At 71.2% G+C, this 21,895-nt stretch carries 21 protein-coding genes; 11 read left to right on the top strand and 10 right to left on the bottom strand.

Annotated elements, in window-relative coordinates; translation table 11 throughout:
• Window positions 1-20: 20 nt before the first annotated feature.
• The 5 genes from fabF to ITX44_RS34715 all read right to left on the bottom strand — a co-directional run bounded on the left by fabF (window position 21) and on the right by ITX44_RS34715 (window position 4,975).
• The gene (gene fabF, locus ITX44_RS34735; RefSeq protein WP_205362961.1) at window positions 21-1,286 is read right to left on the bottom strand and encodes a beta-ketoacyl-ACP synthase II; all 1,266 of its coding nucleotides are present in this window, start codon (window positions 1,284-1,286) and stop codon (window positions 21-23) included.
• 69 nt (window positions 1,287-1,355) lie between these two features.
• Window positions 1,356-1,604: an acyl carrier protein gene (locus ITX44_RS34730; protein WP_205362951.1), complete on the bottom strand. Its 249-nt coding sequence runs from the start codon at window positions 1,602-1,604 to the stop codon at window positions 1,356-1,358.
• Between the two features lie 79 nt (window positions 1,605-1,683).
• A complete protein-coding gene (locus tag ITX44_RS34725) occupies window positions 1,684-2,694 on the bottom strand; it encodes a ketoacyl-ACP synthase III (RefSeq protein WP_205362950.1) in 1,011 nt (336 codons plus the stop codon).
• 14 nt (window positions 2,695-2,708) lie between these two features.
• A complete protein-coding gene (locus ITX44_RS34720) occupies window positions 2,709-3,644 on the bottom strand; it encodes an ACP S-malonyltransferase (protein WP_205362948.1) in 936 nt (311 codons plus the stop codon).
• A gap of 89 nt (window positions 3,645-3,733) precedes the next feature.
• The gene (locus ITX44_RS34715; RefSeq protein WP_236062230.1) at window positions 3,734-4,975 is read right to left on the bottom strand and encodes a PucR family transcriptional regulator; all 1,242 of its coding nucleotides are present in this window, start codon (window positions 4,973-4,975) and stop codon (window positions 3,734-3,736) included.
• A gap of 171 nt (window positions 4,976-5,146) precedes the next feature.
• Here ITX44_RS34715 and ITX44_RS34710 point away from each other — a divergent pair, with 171 nt between their 5' ends.
• Window positions 5,147-5,797 (top strand): pirin family protein, encoded by a 651-nt coding sequence (locus ITX44_RS34710; RefSeq protein ID WP_205362945.1) that lies wholly within the window; start codon window positions 5,147-5,149, stop codon window positions 5,795-5,797.
• Between the two features lie 7 nt (window positions 5,798-5,804).
• Here the strand turns inward: ITX44_RS34710 and ITX44_RS34705 are convergent, their stop codons facing one another.
• Window positions 5,805-6,626, bottom strand: a complete 822-nt coding sequence (locus ITX44_RS34705) for a serine hydrolase domain-containing protein (protein WP_205362943.1) — start codon at window positions 6,624-6,626, stop codon at window positions 5,805-5,807.
• A gap of 70 nt (window positions 6,627-6,696) precedes the next feature.
• Here ITX44_RS34705 and ITX44_RS34700 point away from each other — a divergent pair, with 70 nt between their 5' ends.
• Entirely contained in the window at window positions 6,697-7,161 is a 465-nt protein-coding gene (locus ITX44_RS34700) for a MerR family transcriptional regulator (protein ID WP_205362942.1), read from the top strand.
• A complete protein-coding gene (locus ITX44_RS34695) occupies window positions 7,161-8,180 on the top strand; it encodes an aldo/keto reductase (RefSeq protein ID WP_205362941.1) in 1,020 nt (339 codons plus the stop codon). Before ITX44_RS34700 ends, ITX44_RS34695 begins: the two co-directional genes overlap by 1 nt.
• Window positions 8,181-8,377: 197 nt before the next feature.
• On the opposite strand, the gene ITX44_RS34690 is transcribed toward ITX44_RS34695, so the two are convergent.
• From ITX44_RS34690 to aceE, 3 genes are all read right to left on the bottom strand, one after another.
• Window positions 8,378-9,148, bottom strand: coding sequence for a DUF4429 domain-containing protein (locus ITX44_RS34690; RefSeq protein WP_205362940.1), 771 nt, complete (start codon window positions 9,146-9,148; stop codon window positions 8,378-8,380).
• 247 nt (window positions 9,149-9,395) lie between these two features.
• Entirely contained in the window at window positions 9,396-10,589 is a 1,194-nt protein-coding gene (locus tag ITX44_RS34685) for an alpha/beta hydrolase (protein ID WP_307795627.1), read from the bottom strand.
• A 257-nt stretch (window positions 10,590-10,846) separates the two neighbouring features.
• A complete protein-coding gene (gene aceE / locus ITX44_RS34680; RefSeq protein WP_205362939.1) occupies window positions 10,847-13,594 on the bottom strand; it encodes a pyruvate dehydrogenase (acetyl-transferring), homodimeric type in 2,748 nt (915 codons plus the stop codon).
• 505 nt (window positions 13,595-14,099) lie between these two features.
• Here aceE and ITX44_RS34675 point away from each other — a divergent pair.
• From ITX44_RS34675 to ITX44_RS34650, 6 genes are all read left to right on the top strand, one after another.
• Window positions 14,100-14,540: a DUF3052 domain-containing protein gene (locus ITX44_RS34675; RefSeq protein ID WP_205362934.1), complete on the top strand. Its 441-nt coding sequence runs from the start codon at window positions 14,100-14,102 to the stop codon at window positions 14,538-14,540.
• Between the two features lie 269 nt (window positions 14,541-14,809).
• Window positions 14,810-15,286, top strand: a complete 477-nt coding sequence (locus ITX44_RS34670; RefSeq protein ID WP_504739969.1) for a peroxiredoxin — start codon at window positions 14,810-14,812, stop codon at window positions 15,284-15,286.
• Between the two features lie 83 nt (window positions 15,287-15,369).
• Window positions 15,370-15,945 (top strand): TerD family protein, encoded by a 576-nt coding sequence (locus tag ITX44_RS34665; protein WP_205362932.1) that lies wholly within the window; start codon window positions 15,370-15,372, stop codon window positions 15,943-15,945.
• 59 nt (window positions 15,946-16,004) lie between these two features.
• Window positions 16,005-16,580, top strand: a complete 576-nt coding sequence (locus tag ITX44_RS34660; RefSeq protein WP_205362931.1) for a TerD family protein — start codon at window positions 16,005-16,007, stop codon at window positions 16,578-16,580.
• A 53-nt stretch (window positions 16,581-16,633) separates the two neighbouring features.
• A complete protein-coding gene (locus ITX44_RS34655) occupies window positions 16,634-17,800 on the top strand; it encodes a DUF475 domain-containing protein (protein ID WP_205362930.1) in 1,167 nt (388 codons plus the stop codon).
• Window positions 17,801-17,915: 115 nt separating this feature from the next.
• Window positions 17,916-18,650: a TerD family protein gene (locus tag ITX44_RS34650; RefSeq protein WP_205362929.1), complete on the top strand. Its 735-nt coding sequence runs from the start codon at window positions 17,916-17,918 to the stop codon at window positions 18,648-18,650.
• 87 nt (window positions 18,651-18,737) lie between these two features.
• Here ITX44_RS34650 and ITX44_RS34645 read toward each other — a convergent pair whose 3' ends face one another.
• Complete coding sequence (locus ITX44_RS34645) at window positions 18,738-19,625, bottom strand: TerD family protein (RefSeq protein WP_205362921.1); 888 nt, start codon at window positions 19,623-19,625, stop codon at window positions 18,738-18,740.
• Between the two features lie 204 nt (window positions 19,626-19,829).
• Between ITX44_RS34645 and ITX44_RS34640 the strand changes: the two genes are divergently transcribed.
• Both ITX44_RS34640 and ITX44_RS34635 read left to right on the top strand, forming a co-directional pair.
• Window positions 19,830-21,002 carry an HpcH/HpaI aldolase/citrate lyase family protein gene (locus ITX44_RS34640; protein ID WP_205362919.1) on the top strand — a complete coding sequence of 391 codons (1,173 nt, stop codon included), beginning with the start codon at window positions 19,830-19,832 and terminating at the stop codon, window positions 21,000-21,002.
• 49 nt (window positions 21,003-21,051) lie between these two features.
• Window positions 21,052-21,895 (top strand): phosphoribosyltransferase domain-containing protein (locus tag ITX44_RS34635; RefSeq protein WP_205362917.1); only part of this gene is annotated, 844 nt, incomplete at its 3' end.

Below are 21,895 nucleotides of genomic sequence, written 5' to 3'. Positions count from 1 at the left end.
CCGGGGGATGCGCGTATGCGTCAGTCGACCGAACGGAAGGCCAGCACCACGTTGTGGCCACCGAATCCGAACGAGTCGTTCAGCGCCACGATCGTGCCCTCGGGCAGCGGGCGCGGCTTGTCGGTCACGATGTCGGCGTCGGCCTCGGGGTCCTGCTCGGCCAGGTTGATGGTCGGCGGCGCGAGACGCCGGTGGAGCGCCAGTACGGTCGACACCGACTCGATGCCGCCGGCACCACCGAGGAGGTGGCCGGTCATCGACTTGGTGGCCGAGACGGCCATGTGGTCCACGTCGTCGCCGAAGATCTGCCGCAGGGCCTTGATCTCGGCCACATCGCCCTGCGGGGTCGACGTGGCGTGCGCGTTGACGTGGACGATCTCGGCGGGCTTGACGTCGGAGGTGTCCAGCAGGTGCTGCAGCGCGGCGGCGATGCCGCGGCCGGTCGGCTCCGGCTGGGTGATGTGGTGCGCGTCGGACGACACGCCCTGGCCGACCGCCTCGCAGTAGATCCGGGCACCGCGGGCCCGGGCGTGCTCGACGGACTCCAGGATGACCACGCCGGCACCCTCGCCCATGACGAAGCCGTCACGGCCGGTGTCGTACGGCCGCGAGGCGCCGTGCGGGTCGTCGTTGTTCTTGGACATCGCCATCATGTTGCCGAACGCGGCGATGGGCAGCGGGTGGATGACCGCCTCGGTACCGCCCGCGACCACGACGTCGGCGCGGCCGGTGCGGATCATCTCGATGCCGTAGCCGATCGCCTCGGCGCCCGAGGCGCAGGCGCTGACCGGAGTGTGCGCCCCGGCCCGGGCGTTGACGTCGATGCTGACGTTCGCCGCGGGGCTGTTGGGCATCAGCATCGGCACGGTGTGCGGGGACACCTTGCGGAATCCCTGCTGCAGGAGGATGTCGTACTGGGCCAGCAGCGTGGTCAGGCCGCCGATGCCGGAGGCCATCACGGTGCCGAGCCGGTTCGGGTCGACCGACGGGTCCTCGCCCGCCGGAGCGGTGAACCCGGCGTCGGCCCACGCCTCCCGGGCCGCGATCAGCGCGAACTGCGCGCTGCGGTCCAGCTTGCGGGCCTGCGGCCGGGGGATCACCGTACCCGGCTCCACCGCGATCTGTGCCGCGATGCGCACCGGGAGCTCGGCGGCCCAGTCCTGTTCGAGCGGCCGAACGCCGGACCGGCCGGCGAGCAGCGCCTCCCAGGTCGACGCGCTGTCGCCACCCAGCGGTGTGGTTGCTCCGATACCGGTGACGACCACAGTGCGATTGGTCGGGCTCACAGGAATTGTCTCTCCACGTCTAGAAGGGCGGGCGACAGGCGCGTCGTCCGGGGATCGTGCGGCCTGGGCTCAGGCGACCTGAGCGTTGAGGATGTAGTCGACCGCGTCGCCGACGGTCTTCAGGTTCTTGACGTCGTCGTCCGGGATCTTCACGCCGAACTGCTCCTCGGCGGCCACCACGACCTCGACCATGGACAGCGAGTCGACGTCCAGGTCGTCGGTGAAGGACTTGTCCAGCTGGACGTCCTCGGCGGGGATACCGGCGATCTCGTTCACGATGTCGGCGAGACCCGAGACGATCTCTTCCTTGGTGGCCATGTTTACGGCGCTCCTTGGTGTGTCGATGAAACGTTGTTCGGAACGGACGGCCGGCGGCGGTCCGCTGCTGTTGCGATTGCTAGGGGAGCGTAACGACCGTCGCCGCGTAGACCAGACCCGCCCCGAAGCCGATGACCAGCGCGGTGTCCCCGCTCTTGGCCTGGCCCGTGGCGAGCAGCCGCTCCATGGCGAGCGGGATCGACGCGGCGGAGGTGTTGCCGGTGGTCTCCACGTCACGGGCGACCGCGACGTGGTCCGGCAGCTTGAGGGTCTTGACCATCGAGTCGATGATCCGCATGTTCGCCTGGTGCGGGATGAAGACGTCCAGTTCCTCGGCGGTGATCCCGGCCGCGTCCAGCGCCTCCTGGGCCACCTTGGCCATCTCGAACACCGCCCAGCGGAAGACCGCCTGGCCCTCCTGGGTGATGGCCGGGAAACGCACCTGGCCCGGGTCCGCGTCGCGGTAGACGTCCCACGCCACGGTCTGCTTGATGGTCTCGGACTTGTCGCCCTCCGAGCCCCACACCGTCGGGCCGATCGCCGGCTCCTGGGACGGGCCGACCACGACCGCGCCGGCGCCGTCACCAAACAGGAAGGCCGTGGAACGGTCCTCCTTGTCGGTCAGGTCGCTCAGCCGCTCCACGCCGATCACCAGCACCTTGCTCGCGGTGCCGTCCACCACCATGCTCTTGGCCAGCGTGAGGCCGTAGGCGAAGCCGGCACAGCCCGCGGAGATGTCGAACGCCGCCGGCATGCCCGCGCCGATCCGGTGCGCGATCTCGGTGGCGACCGCCGGGGTCTGCTTGAAGTGCGAGACGGTCGCGACGATCACGCCGTCGATCTCGGACGGGTCGATCCCGGCGTCCGCGATCGCCTTGCCGCCGGCCGCGAGCGACATCTCGGCCACGGTCTCCTCGGGGCCCGCCCAGTGCCGGGACGCGATGCCCGACCGGGACCTGATCCACTCGTCGCTGGAGTCGATGTGCTCCAGGATCACCTCGTTGGGCACCACACGCGTCGGGCGGTAGCCGCCGACGCCGAGGATCCGCGCGTACGGCGCGCCTTTGCTGGGCCTGATCTTCGCTGACATCCGCTCACGGGCTCCTATTCGGCTTCGGCTTGTGCGGCGCCGGCCGCGCCGGTCTCGGCGACCAGGGCACGCGCCGCGTCCAGGTCGGCCGGCGTCTTCAGCGCCACCGTCCGTACCCCGGGGAGCGCCCGCTTGGCAAGTCCGACCAGCGTGCCGCCGGGCGACACCTCGATGATCGCGGTGACGCCGCGCGCTTTGAACGTCTCCATGCACAGGTCCCAGCGCACGGGGTTGGACACCTGGGCGACCAGCCGACGCACCACATCGGTGCCGCTGTCCACCTCCTGCCCGTCCGCGTTGGACACATACGGCAGTTTCGGGTCGGAGACCGTCAGCGAGGGCGCCAGCGCCTCCAGTTCCGCCACGGCCGGTGCCATGTGCGCGGTGTGGAAGGCCCCGGCCACCTTGAGCGCGATCACCTTCGTCTTCGCGGGCTTGTCCGCGGCCAGCGCCGCGAGCTGCTCCGCCGTGCCGGCCGCCACGATCTGGCCGGCGCCGTTGATGTTCGCCGGCGTCAGGCCGAGCCCGGACAGGTGGGCCACCACCTCGTCGGGGTCGCCGCCGAGCACGGCGGACATACCGGTCTGCGTGACCGCGGCGGCCTCGGCCATCGCGCGGCCGCGGGTGGCCACGAACGTCATGGCGTCCTGGTCGGAGAGCACCCCGGCCAGCGAGGCCGCGGTGATCTCGCCGACACTGTGCCCGGCGACGGTGTCCGGGACGACACCCAGCTCTGCGGCGGACAGCAGGCCCGCGGCCACCAGCAGCGGCTGGGCCACCTTCGTGTCACGGATCTCGTCCGCGTCGGCCTTGGTGCCGAAGTGGGCGAGGTCGAGTCCGGCTGCGGCCGACCAGCTCTCGAGACGGTCGGCGGTGCCGGGCAGTTCGAGCCAAGGAGCGAGGAAGCCGGGCGTCTGGGCGCCCTGGCCGGGAGCGACGAGTACGAGCACCTTCACACTCTCTCTCGCGGGCGGGCCGGACCGCCCGTGGGGACAGGGACCAAGAACTGTCAGGTGATTTGTGGGTGTCCCACAAAGACTCAGCGAGACCGGTCCGCATCGGACAGTCGGCCGAGGATGAGGGCGATGCGCAGGGTGAAAGCCGACCGCACATCGGAGGGTGACCACCCGGTGACGTCCGTCACACGTCGCAGCCGGTAGCGAACGGTGTTGGGGTGAACGAAAAGCATCCGCGCGGCGCCTTCGAGGGAGGACGCCTGCTCCAGGTAGACACTCAGCGTTTCCAGCAGCGCGGAGCCGGCCTCTTCGAGGGGCCTGTAGATCTCCTCCACCAATTGCTCACGAGCATATCGGTCCCCGGCCATCGCGCGTTCCGGCAGCAGATCGTCGGACAGCACCGGCCGCGGCGCGTCCGGCCAGGCCGCGCACGCCTTCAGCCCGGCGGCCGCGGCCTGCGCCGAGCGCGTGGCCGACAGCAGGTCGCCGACCACCGGCCCGGCCACCACCGGCCCGGGCGCGAACGGGCCGATCAGGGCCTTGGCGACACGCAGCGGATCGCCGTCGCCGCCCGCGACCACCACCAGCCGCTCGCCCAGCACACCGGTGAGCACCTGGAGCTTGGCGTGCCGCGAGGCCCGGCGGATCGCCTCCACGGTCAGCTCGCTGTCCCCGTTGGGCGCGGTGCCCAGCACCACCACGATCTTGTCCGGGGAGTTCCAGCCCAGGGCCGCGGCCCGGGACAGCACGCCCTCGTCGGCCTCGCCGGAGAGCACCGCGTTGACCACCAGTGACTCCAGCCGGGCGTCCCAGGCGCCGCGGGCCTCGGCGGCCTGCGCGTACACCTGGGCCGTGGCGAAGGCGATCTCCCGCGCGTACACCAACAGCGCCTCGCGCAGCACCGACTCGTCGCCGGGCGCGGCCACGTCGTCGATGGCCGATTCCATGACCTCGATGGTGGTGCGGACCATCTCCACGGTCTGCCGCAGCGAGATCGCCCGGGTCAGCTCGCGCGGCGCGGTGCCGAACACGTCGGTGCTGATCGCCTGCGGTGCCTCGGGGTGGCGGAACCACTCGGTGAAGGCCGCGATACCGGCCTGGGCGACCAGGCCGATCCAGGAGCGGTTCTCCGGCGGCATCGCCCGGTACCACGGGAGCTGCTCGTCCATCCGGGCGATCGCGCGCGCGGCCAGCCGTCCCGCGGACTTCTCCAGCCGGCGCAGCGTCGCGGAATGGTCACCCCGGCCGTGCACGACGGGCGTGGGTGCGGGGTGCGAAGGTTGCGAGGGTTGCGAGGGAGGGGCCACGGGACAAGCCTGCCTCATCGGCCGGGCCCCGGGGTGCGGGGGTGGAAGATCCGTGATGAGCTGGGCACTGCCCTCTGGGGTTCCGCGCTCCCGGCCGCCGCCGGCCGGATCGGGTACGGCCTGATCCGGTGCGGCGGAGGACGGGAGCGCGGCCGGGGCGGGCGGCTCCGGGACCGGTACGGTGGCGGCATGATCGAGGTGCGCCGGGACGCGGAGCGGTACCGCGGGGGAGACCCCGGGGCGGGCATCGACAGCCGGCATGCCTTCTCCTTCGGCGCCCACTACGACCCCACCAATCTGCGCTTCGGCCTCCTGCTGGCCTGCAACGAGGAGCGTCTCGCCCCGGGGGCGGGATTCGCCGAGCACCCGCACCGGGACACGGAGATCGTCACCTGGGTGGTCGAGGGCGAGTTGACGCACCACGACTCCGCCGGGCACAGCGCGGTCGTACGGCCCGGGCAGGCACAACTGCTCAGCGCCGGCGCCGGGGTGCGGCACACCGAGCGCAACGAGGGCACCGGCCCGCTGACCTTCGTGCAGATGTGGCTGCACCCGGCGGCCTTCGGCACCCCGCCGCGGTACGCCGTCCGCACCGCCGCCGACCTGGCCCCCCTCGGCCAGCCCGGCGCCGAACTGCTGGTCCTGCGCAGCGCGGCGCCGCTGCCCGCGGCGCCCTTCCTCTACGTGCACTGCGTCCGCGGCCGGCTGCGGCTCGCCGGCCACACCCTCGGCCCCGGCGACGCCGCCCGGATCACCGCGGAAGCCGGCCTGCACGCCGAACCCGACGGCGAGGCGGAATACCTCGCCCTGGCCATGGACGGCGAACCCTCCTACGGCTGACGGGCCGCTATTGGATCTCAGCCAGCTCCGCCAGCACCGCGTCGGTCAGTTCCGGCCAGCGGGGCAGCGCCCACTCGCCGAAGGCGCGGTCGGTGAGGACGGTGCAGGCGGCGCCGGCCACCGGGTCCACCCACAGGAAGGTGCCCGCCTGGCCGAAGTGGCCGAAAGTGGCCGGCGAGGAGCGGGTCCCGGTCCAGTGCGGGGACTTGGTGGTGCGGATCTCGAAGCCCAGCCCCCAGTCGTTGGGGTTCTGGTGGCCGTAGCCCGGCAGCACGCCCTTCAGCCCGGGGAAGACCACCGAGGTCGCCGTGGCCACCGTGGAGGGGTGCAGCAGCCTGGGCGCCTGGAGCTCGGCGGCGAAGCGCAGCAGGTCCGCCGCCGTGGAGATCCCGTCGGCCGCGGGCGAGCCCGGCAGCGAGGTCGCGGTCATCCCCAGCGGCTCCAGCACCGCCTGCCGCAGATACTCCGCGAACGGCATCCCGGTCGCCGCCGTCACGGTCCGCCCCAGCACCTCGAACCCGGTGTTGGAGTACAGCCGCCGCGTGCCCGGCGCGGCCATCACCCGGTCCTCGTCGAAGGCCAGCCCGGAGGCGTGCGCGAGCAGGTGCCGTACCGTCGAGCCCTCCGGCCCGGCCGGGTCGTCCAGCTCGAAGACGCCCTCCTCGTACGCCACCAGCACCGCGTACGCGGCCAGCGGCTTGGTCACCGACGCCAGCCGGAACGGCCGGTCCACCGCGCCGTACGTGCCGGCCACCGTGCCGTCCCGGCGCACCACGCCGGCCGCCGCACCGTCCACCGGCCATGTCCCGATCAACCCAAGGCTCTCCACGGGCCCGAGCCTATCCACGCCGTGGGACCGGGTTGCTTGGAGTGCGCTCCAAGGTCCTAGCGTGGAGAGCATGACGGTCGTACGAGTGGCTGAGAGCAAGACCGACGAAACCGGGAGCTGCGACGTCGAGCGGTACCTGCGGCCGGACGGCCAGGACCGGTACACCATCAGCGAGGTCGCCGCCTTCACCGGCCTGAGCGCCCACACCCTGCGCTGGTACGAGCGGATCGGGCTGATGCCGCACGTCGACCGCTCGCACACCGGCCAGCGCCGGTTCACCAACCGCGACCTGGACTGGCTGGCGCTGGTCGGCAAGCTCCGGCTGACCGGCATGCCGGTGTCCGACATGGTCACCTACGCCGAGCTGGTCCGGGCCGGCGACGACACCTTCGCCCAGCGCCGCGCGCTGCTGGAGGCGACCCGGCTGGACGTGCTCCAGCGGATCGCCGAACTCCAGGGCACCCTCACGGTGCTCGACGGCAAGATCGATTCATACGCGGGCGCCGCGCGCGCCCAGGAGAGGACGGGCGCCTGATGACGAACGACAGCGAGAAGACCGGCACGGCGACCCTCGGCACCGGCGGTCCCGTGGTCGGGGTGCAGGGCCTGGGCTGCATGGGCATGAGCGAGTTCTACGGCGCCACGGACGAGGCCGCCGCGCGCGAGACGCTGGAGACCGCGCTCGACCTCGGCGTCACCCTGTTCGACACCGCGAACGCGTACGGCATGGGGGCCAACGAGGAGTTCCTGTCGCCCTTCGTCAAGGCGCACCGCGACGAGATCACCCTGGCCACCAAGTACGGCATCGTCCGCCGCGCCGACGACCCGGCGTACCGGGGTGTCTCCAACGACCCGGCCTACATCCGCGAATGCGTCGAGGGCAGCCTCACCCGGCTGGGCATCGACGTGATCGACCTGTACTACATGCACCGCCGGGACCCCGCCGTCCCGCTGGCCGAGTCCATCGGCGCCATGGCCGAACTGGTCACCGAGGGCAAGGTCCGCCACCTCGGCCTGTCCGAGGTCACCGGCGCGGAGATCCGCGAGGCCCACGCGGTGCACCCGATCGCCGCGGTGCAGTCCGAGTGGTCCCTGTTCAGCCGCGACGTCGAGATCTCCGCGGTCGCGGCCGCCGCCGAACTCGGCATCGCCCTGGTCCCGTACTCCCCGCTCGGCCGCGGCTTCCTCACCGGTGCGTTCGCCGACGCCACCAACCTCGGCGCGGGCGACTTCCGCCACACCCAGCCCCGCTTCACCGGCGACAACGCCAAGCGCAACGCGGCCCTCCTCGAACCCCTCCGCGCCGCAGCCACCGCCCACGACGCCACCCCCGGCCAGATCGCCCTCGCCTGGGTCCAGCAGCAGGCCCAGGTCCACGGCCTCTCCGTCATCCCCATCCCCGGCACCCGCAAGGCCTCCCGCGTCCGCGAGAACGCCGGCGCCACCCGGATCACCCTGTCCGAGGCCGAGCTTGCCTCCCTGGACGCGATTGCCGCCCAGGTCGCGGGGGACCGCTACCCCGACATGTCTTCTACGGCGCTGTCGCGGGAGTAGGGGAACTAATGGGGGCGCGGGGAACTGCGCGCTCAGCCGGCCACAGGCCGGTGGTCCGGATGCGACAGCAATTGCCCCTTTGGGGCGGTGGCGACCCGCGCCACGGAATTGGGTTCCTCGCGCCCACGCGGCGCCAGCCGCAAATCAAACGCAGCCCCGCGCCCCTGGAAGGTGCGGCTACTCCGCAGAGCGCCGGCTCAGGGTTCGGGCCGCACCCGTGCGGCTTGAACAGCGGAAAGCACGGCCGCGGCGAACGGCAACGACTCGTGGACGGGACCGTAACCGAGCCCGAAGACAACCGCCGTCGGATCCTGGTCGGCCTCGCTCGGAGAAGGCACCGCCTTGCCGAGGGCGTGCAAGGTGCCTCCGGGCGGAGGGGCAGCCTCTTCGCGCAGAAGGAGCCGTAGGTGGCCGTGGAGGAGTTCGGGCGAGCGCCAGTCGACGCCGGTGAGCTGTTCCACGGGAAAAGACTGATCCCCCGCCTTCCATTTGGCGGTGGACGCGCCGGTCCAGAACCAGCGGAAGACGACGGTGCGGCCGTCGAAGAAGGCCTTCGCGTCGTAGGCCTTGAAGGAGCGCGGTACGGGCGGGGCGGCGACCAGGAAGCGGGCCGGGGGCTCGGCCCGGCCCGCCGCCTCGATCGCGGCGCGCAATTCGTCGCGGTAGAACTCGGCGAGCACGCGGTTCTGGTCGGGCACGACGAGCCGGTAGGGGTCCGCGGTCTCCTTGAGCTGGCCGGCGGCGGTCTCGATCAGGGGGTCGGCGCCGGGCCAGGGCTCGGCCCGCAGCACCGCGGTGCCCTTGCGCCCGTCGGTCAGCTCGACGCCCCGCAGGGCCTCGTGCGGCACACGACGCTCCCCGAGCGCCTGGAGCAGCCGTGAGCCCCGTACGCCCCTGCTGTACCGGATCACCAGCGCGTCGGGCTCGAACTCCCACACGGCGTTGTTCCCGGCCAGCACCTCACCCATAAGGATCAGCTTAGGACCGGGTCGGCCGCGGGGGCTGCTTCCCGGCGCTACGCGCGTCGCCGTACTCACGGGCGAGGTCGTGTCTGACAAAGAGCGTCGTCCGCCCGCCAGGGCGGGGCCCGCGGCGTCCGGTGCGTGCGATCGCAAGGCGGAGGGAGGAGAGCGCAGCGGGCTGCGCCGACGACCGACAACGCAGCGAGCGTGCGTGCAGGGCGTCGCGGGACAGGCGAAATTTGGCAGACACGGCCTAGAGCCCGGCGACGCAGACCTCGCCGCCGTTGCGGCAGGTGACGGCGGTGTAGTCGCCGAGGGCAATGTCCGCGAAGTTGGCCAGGCTGGTGGTGCCCGGGGCGAAGTAACCGGGATGGCCCTTGGCGCCGGCCGCGCTGATCACGCGGGCGCCGAAGGAGTCCGAGACCGGGTCCTGGCCGTGGCCGAGGCCGGCGAACTCCAGGTGCGGCACGTCGCTGATCCAGTCGCTGCCGTCCCGGGCCGCCCAGATGTGCGCGGTGGTGCCCAGGTCGGAGGCGTGCTGGGCGCGCATGCCCGGACTGCCGAAGACGGTGATGTCCGCGACCCGCCCGCGCGGCAGGTCGGGCGCGGCCACGCCGCACAGCACCGAGCCGTAGGAGTGGCAGAACAGCGACACCTCGGAGTGCCGCGGCAGGGCGGTCAGCAGGGACTCCAGCCGGGTCGCGCCGCGTTCGGCGAGCTGGCCGGTGGACGCGTCCAGGCCGACTCCGGCCGGGGTCGTGTAGTCAGCCCAGGCGATCACCGCGGTGCGCGCGGCCGGTGCCAGCGCGTGCTCGGCGCCGTACAGCGACCGGGCCATGCCGACCGGGGCCTGGTACGGCTTGGACGTGCGCTCGAAGGTGAGCAGGTCGGTGTCCACGCCGGGTACCACGATGGACACCCGGGTGGCGGTGGACAGGTCGCCGAAGACCTCGGCGGCGCGGCCGGCGCCGGTCGGGTCGAAGGCGAGGATCTGCCGGTGGCCGCTGAGCATCGAGGCGAACCGGTGCGCCAGGCGGGCCGCGTCGTGCCGGCCGGCCGCGGAGAGCTGATCGCTCTTGGCGCGGGCCAGCTCCTGCACCTGGGCGGTGGCCAGCGCCCGCCGGTTGGCCAGATAGCGCAGGGCCAGCGGCGCGCCGTTGAGGTTGCCCACCACCAGCGGGTAGCGGTCGGCCAGGCGCAGCCGCTGAGCCTTCGTCAGCGAGGCGAAGAAGCGGGCGATGGTGCCCGGCGCCGACTCCGGGTCGGGCAGCTTGCGGACGCCGACCGAGCCGCGCATCCACGCCGACAGGGCCAGCGCGCGCGGATCCCCGCCGCCGCTGGGCCGCAGCGCCGTCCAGCCGGTGGTGGCCAGCATGACGAAGACCACGGAGAGGGCCAGCAGAGCGCGGAAAGAGGTGGAGCTCAGGCGCGCGTCGAGAAGGGTCACTCGCAGATGCCTCGCGGAATCGTCCCGGGATCAGGCGGAGCAGCCGGGGAACGGGGACGGATCGTCGGGCTGACGATGCGTCGTATCCACAGTAGAAGACGCGCGGGCATGCCCGAGGTCACAGTGATTCACGTCACGTTTTACGGCTGGGGTGCGCCGGGAAGACGATACGACCGGCCGGACGCCGGGGCGCGCGCCGGGCATGCGGTCGTGCGCCGGCGCCCAGCGGCGTCCGGCGCACGACCTCGGAGAACGGCTCAGGCGTCGCCACCTGCGATGCCGGGATCGGCGGCGGCCACGTCCAGCAGCTGGTAGCGGTCGATCGCCTGCTTGAGCACCGAGCGGTCGATCCGGCCGTCGCGGGCCAGTTCGGTGAGCACCGCCAGCACGATCGACTGGGCGTCGATGTGGAAGAACCGGCGGGCCCCGCCGCGCGTGTCGGCGAACCCGAAGCCGTCCGCGCCCAGCGACGTCCAGCGGCCCGGCACCCAGCGGGCGATCTGGTCCGGCACCGACCGCATCCAGTCCGACACCGCCACGAACGGCCCCTCGGCCCCGGACAGCTTCCGGGTGACGTACGGCACCCGTTGCTCCTCCTCCGGGTGCAGCAGGTTGTGCTCCTCGACCGCGACGGCCTCGCGCCGCAGCTCGTTCCAGGAGGTCGCCGACCACACGTCGGCCCGTACGTTCCACTCCTCGGCCAGGATGCGCTGCGCGTCCAGCGCCCACGGCACCGCCACGCCCGAGGCCAGGATCTGCGCCGGGATCGCGCCCTGCTCGCCGGCCCGGAAGCGGTGGATGCCCTTGAGGATGCCCTCCACGTCCACGTCGGCCGGCTCGGCGGGATGCCGGATCGGCTCGTTGTAGACGGTCAGGTAGTAGAAGACGTCCTCGCCGGGCTTGCCGTCCGCGGTCTCGCCGTACATCCGGCGCAGGCCGTCCTGGACGATGTGGGCGATCTCGAAGGAGTACGCCGGGTCGTAGGCGACGCACGCCGGGTTGGTGGAGGCCAGCAGCTGGGAGTGGCCGTCGGCGTGCTGCAGGCCCTCACCGGTCAGGGTGGTGCGGCCCGCGGTCGCGCCCAGCACGAAACCGCGCGCGAGCTGGTCGCCCATCTGCCAGAACTGGTCACCGGTGCGCTGGAAACCGAACATCGAGTAGAAGACGTACACCGGGATCAGCGGCTCGCCGTGGGTGGCGTACGCCGAGCCGGCCGCGATCAGGGAGGCGGTGCAGCCCGCCTCGGAGATGCCGTCGTGCAGCATCTGCCCGGTCGGCGACTCCTTGTACGCGAGCAGCAGTTCGCGGTCCACCGACTCGTACTGCTGGCCCAGCGGGTTGTAGATCTTCGCGCTCGGGAAGAACGCGTCCATGCCGAAGGTGCGGTACTCGTCCGGGGCGATCAGCACGAACCGCTTGCCGATCTCCTTGTCCCGCATCAGGTCCTTGAGCACCCGCACGAAGGCCATGGTGGTGGCCACCTGCTGGGCGCCGGAGCCCTTCTTCGCGGTGGCGTACGTCGCGTCGCCCGGCAGCGGCAGCGGCTTGGCCCGCACGACCCGGGTCGGCACGTAGCCGCCCAGCGACGTGCGGTGGTCGTGCATGTACTGGATCTCCTCCGAGTCCCGGCCCGGGTGGTAGTAGGGCGGGTAGCCCTCCTCCAGCCGCCGGTCGGTGATCGGCAGGTGCAGCCGGTCCCGGAACCGCTTGAGGTCGTCCACCGTCAGCTTCTTCATCTGGTGGGTGGCGTTGCGGCCCTCGAAGTTCGGGCCGAGCGTCCAGCCCTTGATCGTCTGGGCCAGGATGACGGTGGGCTGCCCCTGGTGCTGGAGCGCCGCGGTGTAGGCGGCGAAGATCTTGCGGTGGTCGTGGCCGCCGCGGCCCAGGTGCAGGATCTGGTCGTCGGTGAGGCCCTCGACCATCGAGCGCAGCCGCTGGTCGTCGCCGAAGAAGTGACGGCGGATGTAGTCGCCGGACTCGGTGGCGTACGTCTGGAACGCCCCGTCCGGCGTGATGTTCATCTTGTTGACGAGCAGGCCGTCGCGGTCCTGGGCCAGCAGCGGGTCCCAGGAGCGGTCCCAGACGAGCTTGATCACGTTCCAGCCGGCGCCGCGGAACTGCGACTCCAGCTCCTGGATGATCTTGCCGTTGCCGCGGACCGGGCCGTCCAGCCGCTGGAGGTTGCAGTTGACCACGAAGGTCAGGTTGTCCAGCCCCTCGCGGGCGGCGATGGACAGCTGGCCCAGCGACTCGGGCTCGTCCATCTCGCCGTCGCCGAGGAAGGCCCACACGTGCGAGGCGGAGGTGTCGGCGATGCCGCGGGCGTGCATGTAGCGGTTCATCCGGGCCTGGTAGATCGCGCCCAGCGGGCCCAGGCCCATGGAGACGGTCGGGAACTCCCAGAAGTCCGGCATCAGCCGCGGGTGCGGGTAGCTGGACAGGCCGTACGGGGCCTTGGACCGCTCCTGGCGGAAGGCGTCGAGCTGGGCCTCGGAGAGCCGGTCCAGCAGGAAGGCGCGGGCGTAGATGCCCGGCGAGGCGTGGCCCTGGAAGAAGATCTGGTCGCCCCCGGTGCCGTCGTCCTTGCCCCGGAAGAAGTGGTTGAAGCCCACGTCGTACAGCGAGGCCGAGGAGGCGAAGGTGGCGATGTGGCCGCCTACACCGATGCCGGGGCGCTGGGCCCGGGAGACCATGACGGCCGCGTTCCACCGGGTGGCGTTGAGGATCTTGCGCTCGATCTCCTCATTGCCCGGGAAGTACGGCTCGTCCCTGGTGGCGATCGTGTTGACGTAGTCGGTGCTGCGCATCTCCGGGACGGCGACGCGCTTCTCGCGCGCCCGCTCGATGAGCCGCAGCATCAGGTAACGGGCCCGCTCCCGGCCGCGCTCGTCGATCGCTGCGTCGAGCGAGTCGAGCCATTCCGCCGTCTCCTCGGGATCGAAGTCCGGGACCTGGCTGGGAAGGCCGCCAATGATGATCGGGTTGCGATCGGATCCGGAAGCCACGCTGTTCCTTCGCTGAAATAGGCTGAACGTCGGGGGACTGAAGGGCTGAAATCTGCTCGATGTCTGCTGAAAACTGTCTGGCCTGGACCGCTTGCGTGCCGCATCCGTGCCGCCATCCATCGTGTACCGCGGCGCCGGATACGTCATCTCTACCGTGCGGTAATCCCTGGGGTTCCGCCGGGGTTCCGTCGGGGTGCGGCGGGCAGACGGCCCTGGGGGCGGCGGCGGGCGGCGCGGGAGGGCGAGGCCAAACCCGAACTCTACGCCCACTCGGACGTACGACCGGCTCCGCGGGGCCAATCACCCGCAACACCGGCAAAGCGGAGTGATGTGCGTCACCATGGGAGGTACGGGTTGCGGGGAAGACGGTCGAATAGTCACCGTTTCGGCGGTCTCGTACGCCGGGTACTTGCGCGATCCGCCGCGCCCGTGTGGACTACCGCCAATAAGCCCGCACCGTGGCGGGCCCCCGGACCAAGAGAGTTCCCATGACAGGAGGCAAAGCGTGAGCGCGACCGCGGACCACGCGGAGGAGCGGACCAACCCGGCGAGCCGGCTTGGTTTCGAGCCCGGACAGGTGGTCCAGGAGCTCGGGTACGACGAGGACTGCGACCAGGAGCTCCGCGAGGGTATCGAGGAGCTCACGGGCGAGGAGCTCGTGGACGAGGAGTACGACGACGTGCCCGACGCCGTCCTGCTGTGGTTCCGCGAGGAGGACGGCGACCTCACCGACGCCCTCGTCGACGCCACGTCGACGGTCGACCCCGGCGCCCCGATCTGGCTCATGACGCCGAAGACCGGGCGCGAAGGGCACGTCGAGCCCAGTGAGATCGGTGAAGCCGCGCAGACGGCGGGCCTGGCCCAGACCAGTAGCGTGAACGCCGCCAAGGATTGGACCGGCAGCAGGTTGGTCACCCCCAAGGCCGCGCGAGCCGCCAAGCGCTAGGTTCACCTGTTTCTCCCGGGTTCGCCGGGGAGCGCCCCGACAGGGGCGCGGGGATCATGCGCGCTGCGGTGCCACCGGAGTACCCAGGGGCGCGGGGAACTGCGCGAGCAACCGGCCACCGGCCGGTGGTCCGGAAACGGCAGCAACTGCCCCCTTGGGCCGGTGGCGACCCGCGCCAGGGATGTGGGCTGGTCGCGCAGTTCCCCGCGCCCCTTGGGTTGCCCACAGTGCGGGTACTCTGCGATCGCAGGCCACCGATGGAGGGGACCGTGATCGCAGAGGGCCAGCTTGCCCCGGACTTCACGCTGAGCGACCAGCACGGGCGGCAGGTGCGGCTCTCGGACCTGCGCGGCCACAAGAACGTGCTGCTGATGTTCTTCCCGTTCGCCTTCACGAGCGTCTGCACGGGTGAGCTGCGCGCCGTGCAGGAAGAGCTGGACGCCTTCCAGAACGAGAACGTGCAGGTGCTCGCCGTCTCGTGCGACTCGATGCACGCGCTGCGGGTGTTCGCCGACGCCGAGGGCCTGGACTTCCCGCTGCTGTCCGACTTCTGGCCGCACGGGACGGCGTCCCGTGCGTACGGCGTGTTCGCCGAGGACAAGGGCTGCGCGCTGCGCGGCACCTTCGTCGTGGACACGGCCGGCATCGTGCGCTGGACCATCGTCAACGGCCTGCCGGAGGCCCGGGATCTCCGCGAGTACGCAAAGGCGCTCCAGGCACTGCGGCCGGAGGGAACCGGTCACTAAGCTCGGCTCGTTCATTCGATACGCCTAGCTGTCACGCGGTCCCGGCGCGAGCCCGACCGCACCGAACGGACGGGAGAGGACTCGTGGGAGTCAGCCTCAGCAAGGGTGGCAACGTCTCGCTGACCAAGGAGGCGCCGAACCTCACGGCGGTGATCGTCGGTCTGGGGTGGGACGCACGCACCACCACGGGCACCGACTTCGACCTCGACGCGAGCGCGCTGCTCACCAACGAACAGGGCAAGGTCCTGTCCGACCAGCACTTCGTGTTCTTCAACAACCTCAAGAGCCCCGACGGCTCGGTCGAGCACACCGGGGACAACCTCACCGGTGAGGGCGAGGGCGACGACGAGGTGATCAACGTCAACCTGGCCGGCGTGCCGGCCGACGTCGCCAAGATCGTCTTCCCGGTCTCGATCTACGACGCCGAGTCGCGCCAGCAGAGCTTCGGCCAGGTGCGCAACGCCTACATAAGGGTGGTCAACGCCGCCGACCAGCGCGAGCTGGCCCGGTACGACCTGACCGAGGACGCCTCGACGGAGACCGCGATGGTCTTCGGCGAGCTGTACCGGCACGGCGGCGAGTGGAAGTTCCGCGCCATCGGCCAGGGCTACGCCTCGGGCCTGCGCGGCATCGCGCAGGACTTCGGCGTCAACGTCTGACGGCCCGCGCCCGTCGGCACCACGCGCACACGGAACGAAACCGGGGAGGAACAACCACAATGGGCGTCACGCTCGCCAAGGGAGGCAACGTCTCCCTCTCCAAAGCCGCGCCGAATCTCACCCAGGTGCAGATCGGCCTGGGCTGGAGGGCCCGCTCCACCACCGGAGCCGACTTCGACCTGGACGCCAGTGCCCTGCTGTGCGCGGCCGGCCGGGTTCTGGGCGACGACTACTTCGTCTTCTACAACAACCTCAAGAGCCCGGACGGCTCGGTCGAGCACACCGGCGACGAACTGGTGGGCGGCACCGGCGGCGACGACGAAACGATACTGGTGGACCTCACCGCCGTCCCGGAGCGGGTCGACAAGATCGTCTTCCCGGTGTCGATCTACGACGCCGACGCCCGGGCGCAGACGTTCGGACAGGTCAGTGACGCCTACATCCGTGTGCTCAACCAGTCCGACGGCTCGGAACTCGCTCGCTACGACCTGACCGAGGACGCCTCGACGGAGACCGCGATGATCTTCGGCGAGCTCTACCGGTACGGCGGCGAGTGGAAGTTCCGGGCCGTGGGTCAGGGGTACGCCTCCGGACTGCGCGGCATCGCCCTAGACTTCGGGGTCAACGTTTCGTAAAGCCGCGTACGCGCGGGGGCCTTCGTGGTCATGAGCGATTGGGTGGGAAGCACGTGCTCCTGAGAACATTCGGCTGGTCGTTCGGCGTGACCGCCGCCGGCCTGGCCGCGGCCGGGTATTTCTGGCAGGGCAAGGGGCTCGCGCTTGTTGCGATTCTTGCCGTCCTCGAGATCTCCCTCTCCTTCGACAACGCCGTCGTCAACGCGGGCATCCTGCGCAAGATGAACCCGTTCTGGCAGCGGATCTTCCTCACCGTCGGCGTGCTGATCGCCGTCTTCGGCATGCGGCTGGTCTTCCCGATCATCATCGTGGCGGTGACCGCGAAGCTCAGCCCGTGGGAAGCGGTCAGAATCGCGGTCAACGACCACGACCGCTACGAGACGCTGGTCACCAACGCGCACCCCGCCATCGCCGCCTTCGGCGGCATGTTCCTGCTGATGATCTTCCTGGACTTCCTCTTCGAGGAGCGGGAGATCACCTGGCTGAGCTGGCTGGAGCGGCCGCTGGCCAAGCTGGGCAAGCTGGACATGCTCTCGGTGGTGATCGCCATGGTCGTGCTGATCGTGGCGGCCACCACCGTCGCCACCGGGGTCCCGCTGCACGGCACCACCGGCCACATCGACAAGGGAGAGACGGTTCTGCTCTCCGGCGTGGCGGGCCTGGTGACGTACCTCGTGGTCGGCGGCATCTCCGGTTTCTTCGAGGACCAGCTCGACGACGAGGAGGACGACGACGAGGAGGGCGGGGACGAGGGCGCCGAGGCGGCCAAGGCTCCGGAACGGCGGGCGAACGCCGCCCGGGTGGCCGGGCTGGCCGGCAAGGCCGCGTTCTTCATGTTCCTCTACCTGGAAGTGATCGACGCGTCGTTCTCCTTCGACGGCGTCGTCGGCGCGTTCGCGATCAGCAACAACATCTTCCAGATCGCGCTGGGCCTGGGCATCGGCGCGATGTACATCCGCTCGCTCACCGTCTTCCTGGTCCGCAAGGGCACCCTGGACGACTACGTCTACCTCGAGCACGGCGCCCACTACGCGATCGGCGCCCTGTCGATCATCCTGCTGATCACGATCAAGTACAACGTCAGCGAGGTCATCACCGGCCTGGTCGGCGTTGTCCTGATCGCGGCGTCCTACTGGTCGTCGGTGGTACGCAACCGTCGGCTGGGGGAAGGATCTGAACAGTCGGACGACGACAAAGCGGAGGTGAAGTCCGGGGTCTGACCCCCGGGCCTCCCGCGCGTCAACCGCTGCCCCCGCCGGCCGGTGGGGGCAGCGTCATGTCATGCCAGGGGTTGGTGGGCCCCCAGGGGGCCGTGAGGGAGGGTGGAGAACACATATGGCCTGGTGGCGGTTTCTGCGGCCCAGCGAAGCCGGACAGTTCGACAATCTGGCGAACGCGCACTCGGTGGAGCTCACCAAGCGGAATCCGGTGATCTCGCTCAGCAAGCAGGGCGCCGCGGTGGGGAACATGCGGGTGAACCTGTCCTGGTCCATGCGAACCTCGGACACCGGTGGCTGGAGCACCGACCGGCCCGGGTTCTTCCGCCGTCAAGCGGAGGTTTTCAAGCCGAAAATGGTGCAGGCGGCCGGCCCCGCGATGGTCAACGTCGACCTGGACCTGGCGTGCCTGTACGAGCTGAAGGACGGCTCGAAAGGGGTGGTCCAGCCGCTCGGCAACTTCCTGGGCGACCTGGACGAGCCGCCGTACATCCAGATGAGCGGCGACGACCGGTTCGGCAGCGGCTCCGGCGAGACGCTGTTCATCAACTTCGACAAGCGCGACGAGTTCAAGCGGCTGCTGGTCTTCGTCTACATCTACGACGGCACGCCCGCCTTCGACCGCACGCACGCGAAGGTGGAGATCTTCCCGGGCTCCGGCCCGCGCATCGAGATCCCGCTCAACGAGCGCGAGCCGCAGGCCCGCTCCTGCGCGGTGGTCCTCATCGAGAACCAGAAGGGCGAGCTGATCGTGCGCCGCGAAGTCCGCTATGTCTACGGCTTCCAGGCCGAGATCGACCGCCTCTACGGGTGGGGCCTGCAGTGGGGTCGGGGCTACAAAACGAAGGTCTGATTTTTCGGCCGCCCTTGCGCCGCTTCGCGGGCTGCGGGCGGCCGGCCGGACTCCGTCCGGCGTGGGGCGGGGCGTGGGGAAGGCGCGTCAGCGGGTGGGCTGGAACTGGGGGCCCTGGGGGGGCAGGGTGATGCCGGAATCGCCGCGGGGGGGCTGGTGGGGGGCCGCGGCGACCGGTTGGGGGTAGCCGTAGGCCGGCCAGCCCTGCTGGGGCTGCTGGTGGACCGGGGGCGGCGGCGGGGCCGCGGCGGCCACCGGCTGCGGGTAGCCGTAGGCGGGCTGGGCCGGGACGTGGGCCGGGGGCTGGAGCGGGTAGCCGTAGGCGCTGGTCGCGGGGGGCTCGACGGCCGGCTGCGTGGCCGGGAGAGCGGCGGTGACGGGCGCGGACGGGGGAGCGGCCGGTGGCGGCGTACGCTCGGAGTCAGGCTCCACGTCGTCCACCGCGACACCGAACTCGGTGGCGAGCCCGACCAGGCCCGAGGCGTACCCCTGGCCGAGGGCGCGGAACTTCCAGCCGCTGCCCTTGCGGTACAGCTCGCCGCAGATCAGCGCGGTCTCGTGGCCGGTGTCGGGCACGACGTCGAAGGTGATCAGCGGGGCCGCGTGCGCCGGGCCCGCGGTGTCGTACAGCGAAAGGCACAGGTCGCGGACGGTACGGAAGGGGCCGCCGTCGCAGGAGGCGGCGATCACCGCGCGGTCCACCCCCGCGTCCAGCGCGGCGAGGTCCACCTCCACGGTGTCGGTGAGGCCGTCGGCGACGCGCTTCTTCGGCAGGTGGCGGGCCAGGCCGGAGGGGTGCCGGGGCTCGTTGTAGAAGACGAAGTCCGCGTCCGAGCGGACCCGCCCGTCGGGGCCGAGCAGCAGCACGGAGGCGTCCACGTCCGGCGCTCCGGCGCCGGGCGTCCAGCTCAGCACTGCCCGGATGCCCTGGGCGTCCACAGCGAGGTTCGAGCCCTTCACCATCCGTTGCGTCATAGCGGTCATCCTGCCCTTCCGGCGGGGTGGCTCACAACGCGGCGGGTGCCGGGCGGCCGGTCCGGCGGCTCGGTCACACCATGGACCTGCGCCGGTTACCTGTTTTTCATACGCGATGGGAACCCGTACCGCATCCTCACACGTACGATAATCGGCCAGATATCTCCGAGTTATGCCCAGGCCCACCGTCTCGAAAGGGGGCGTATGCGCCACTTCGGACACCTCACTCCGGACCTCAGGAGTGAACTGTTCCACCGCGAGCCGCAGGAGTTCACCGCAGATTCGCCTGTTCATACGCTCGCTGTCGCCCTCGGCGCCACCCTCTACAGCCCCGCCACCCGCCCCCGCCTCGCCGACGACGTCCTCAAGCAGGCCGGCCGCGGGGTGGTGTCCATGGTCCTGTGCCTGGAGGACTCCATTGACGACAAGGATGTCGTCGCTGGTGAGGCCAATCTGGTCCGCCAGTTCGCGGAGCTGGCCGCCCGCCCCGGCGCGGCCGCCAGGCTGCCGCTGCTGTTCATCCGGGTGCGCACGCCCGCCCAGATCACCGACCTGGTGAGCCGGCTGGGCGCAAGCGTGGAGCTGCTGTCCGGATTCGTGCTCCCGAAGTTCACCGAGGAGACCGGCGTTCCCTTCCTCGAGGCGCTCACCGCCGCCGAGACCGCCTGCGGCCGCCGGCTGTTCGCCATGCCGGTCCTGGAGTCGCCGCAGCTCATGCACCTGGAGGCCCGGGTCGAGACGCTCGCCGGGATCTCCCGGACCGTCGACAAGTACCGCGAGCGGATACTCGCGCTGCGGCTCGGCGTCACCGACTTCTGCTCCTCCTACGGGCTGCGCCGCGCGCCCGCGATGACCGCCTACGACGTACAGATCGTCGCCTCCGTCATCGCCGACGTGGTCAACGTCTTCGGCCGCGCCGACGGCAGCGGCTACACCGTCACCGGCCCGGTCTGGGAGTACTTCCGCCACCACGAGCGGATGTTCAAGCCCCAGCTGCGCATGAGCCCGTTCCGCCCCGAGGCGGTCGACCTGCGCGACTCCCTCATCGAACGGGACATGGACGGCCTGCTCCGCGAGATCGAGCTGGACCGGGCCAACGGCCTGCAGGGCAAGACCTGCATCCACCCCACCCACGTGCCGGTCGTGCACGCACTCAGCGTGGTCACCCACGAGGAGTTCAGCGACGCCGCCGACATCCTGCACGAGGACCGCAGCGGCGGCGGGGTGCTGCGTTCGGCGTACACCAACAAGATGAACGAGGTGAAGCCGCACCGCGCCTGGGCCGAGCGGACCCTGCGCCGCGCGGAGGTTTTCGGCGTCGCCCGTGAGGACATCGGCTTCGTGGAACTCCTCGCCGCCTCCCTCCCGCAGGACTGAGTCCCCGCGCCCTCCCCCCACGCCCCCGAAGAAACGGAACCGCCCCCGCATGACAGCGAACGCGCCCTGGCCCGGCCAGTGGGTCGCCGACCGGCTGGGCGTCGCCCTGCACGGCGACGGCCTGCACGACCTGCTCGGCCTCGCGCTGCGGCGCAACCCCAAACGCGCCCATCTGCTCGTCTCCGACGTCCTCGGCAAGCACGTGCCGCAGTCGCCGCGCGTCGTGTACGGCCACGGGTACGATCTCGGCCGCCGCGTACGCGATCTGCTCGGCGAGCAGGCCGCCGGCGCGCTCGTGCTCGGTTACGCCGAGACCGCGACCGGCCTCGGGCACGCGGTCGCCGACGGCCTGGGCGCGGTGCCGTACCTGCACTCCACCCGGCGCGAGGTTCCCGGCGTCACCCCGGGCGGCGGCTTCCAGGAGGAGCACAGCCACGCCACCGGCCACCTCCTGCTCCCCGAGGACCCGGCCCTGCTCACCGCACCCGGCCCCCTCGTCCTCGTCGACGACGAGTTCTCCACCGGCCGCACCGTCCTCAACACCATCCGTGACCTGCACGGCCGCACCCCGCGCGACCACTACGTCATCGTCGCCCTCACCGACCTGCGCTCGGCCGCCGACCGCGCCCACCTCGACGACTTCGCGGCCGACCTCGGCGTCCGCATCGACCTCGTCGCCCTCGCCACCGGCACGGTCACCCTCCCCGCCGACGTCCTCACCCGCGGCCGCGCCCTCGTCGACGCCCACGACACCCCGGCCGCCCCCCTCCCCCTCGCCCCTTCCGCCACCCCCACCCGCGTCGACCTCGGCTGGCCCGCCCACCTCCCCGACGGCGGCCGCCACGGCTTCCTCCCACCCCACCGCGCCCTCCTCGACGCCACCCTCCCCACCA

Origin of the sequence: Actinacidiphila acididurans (assembly GCF_016918855.1) — a bacterium.
GTDB classification, from domain to species: domain Bacteria; phylum Actinomycetota; class Actinomycetes; order Streptomycetales; family Streptomycetaceae; genus Actinacidiphila; species Actinacidiphila acididurans.
This window is presented reverse-complemented; position numbering and strand designations above follow the sequence as displayed.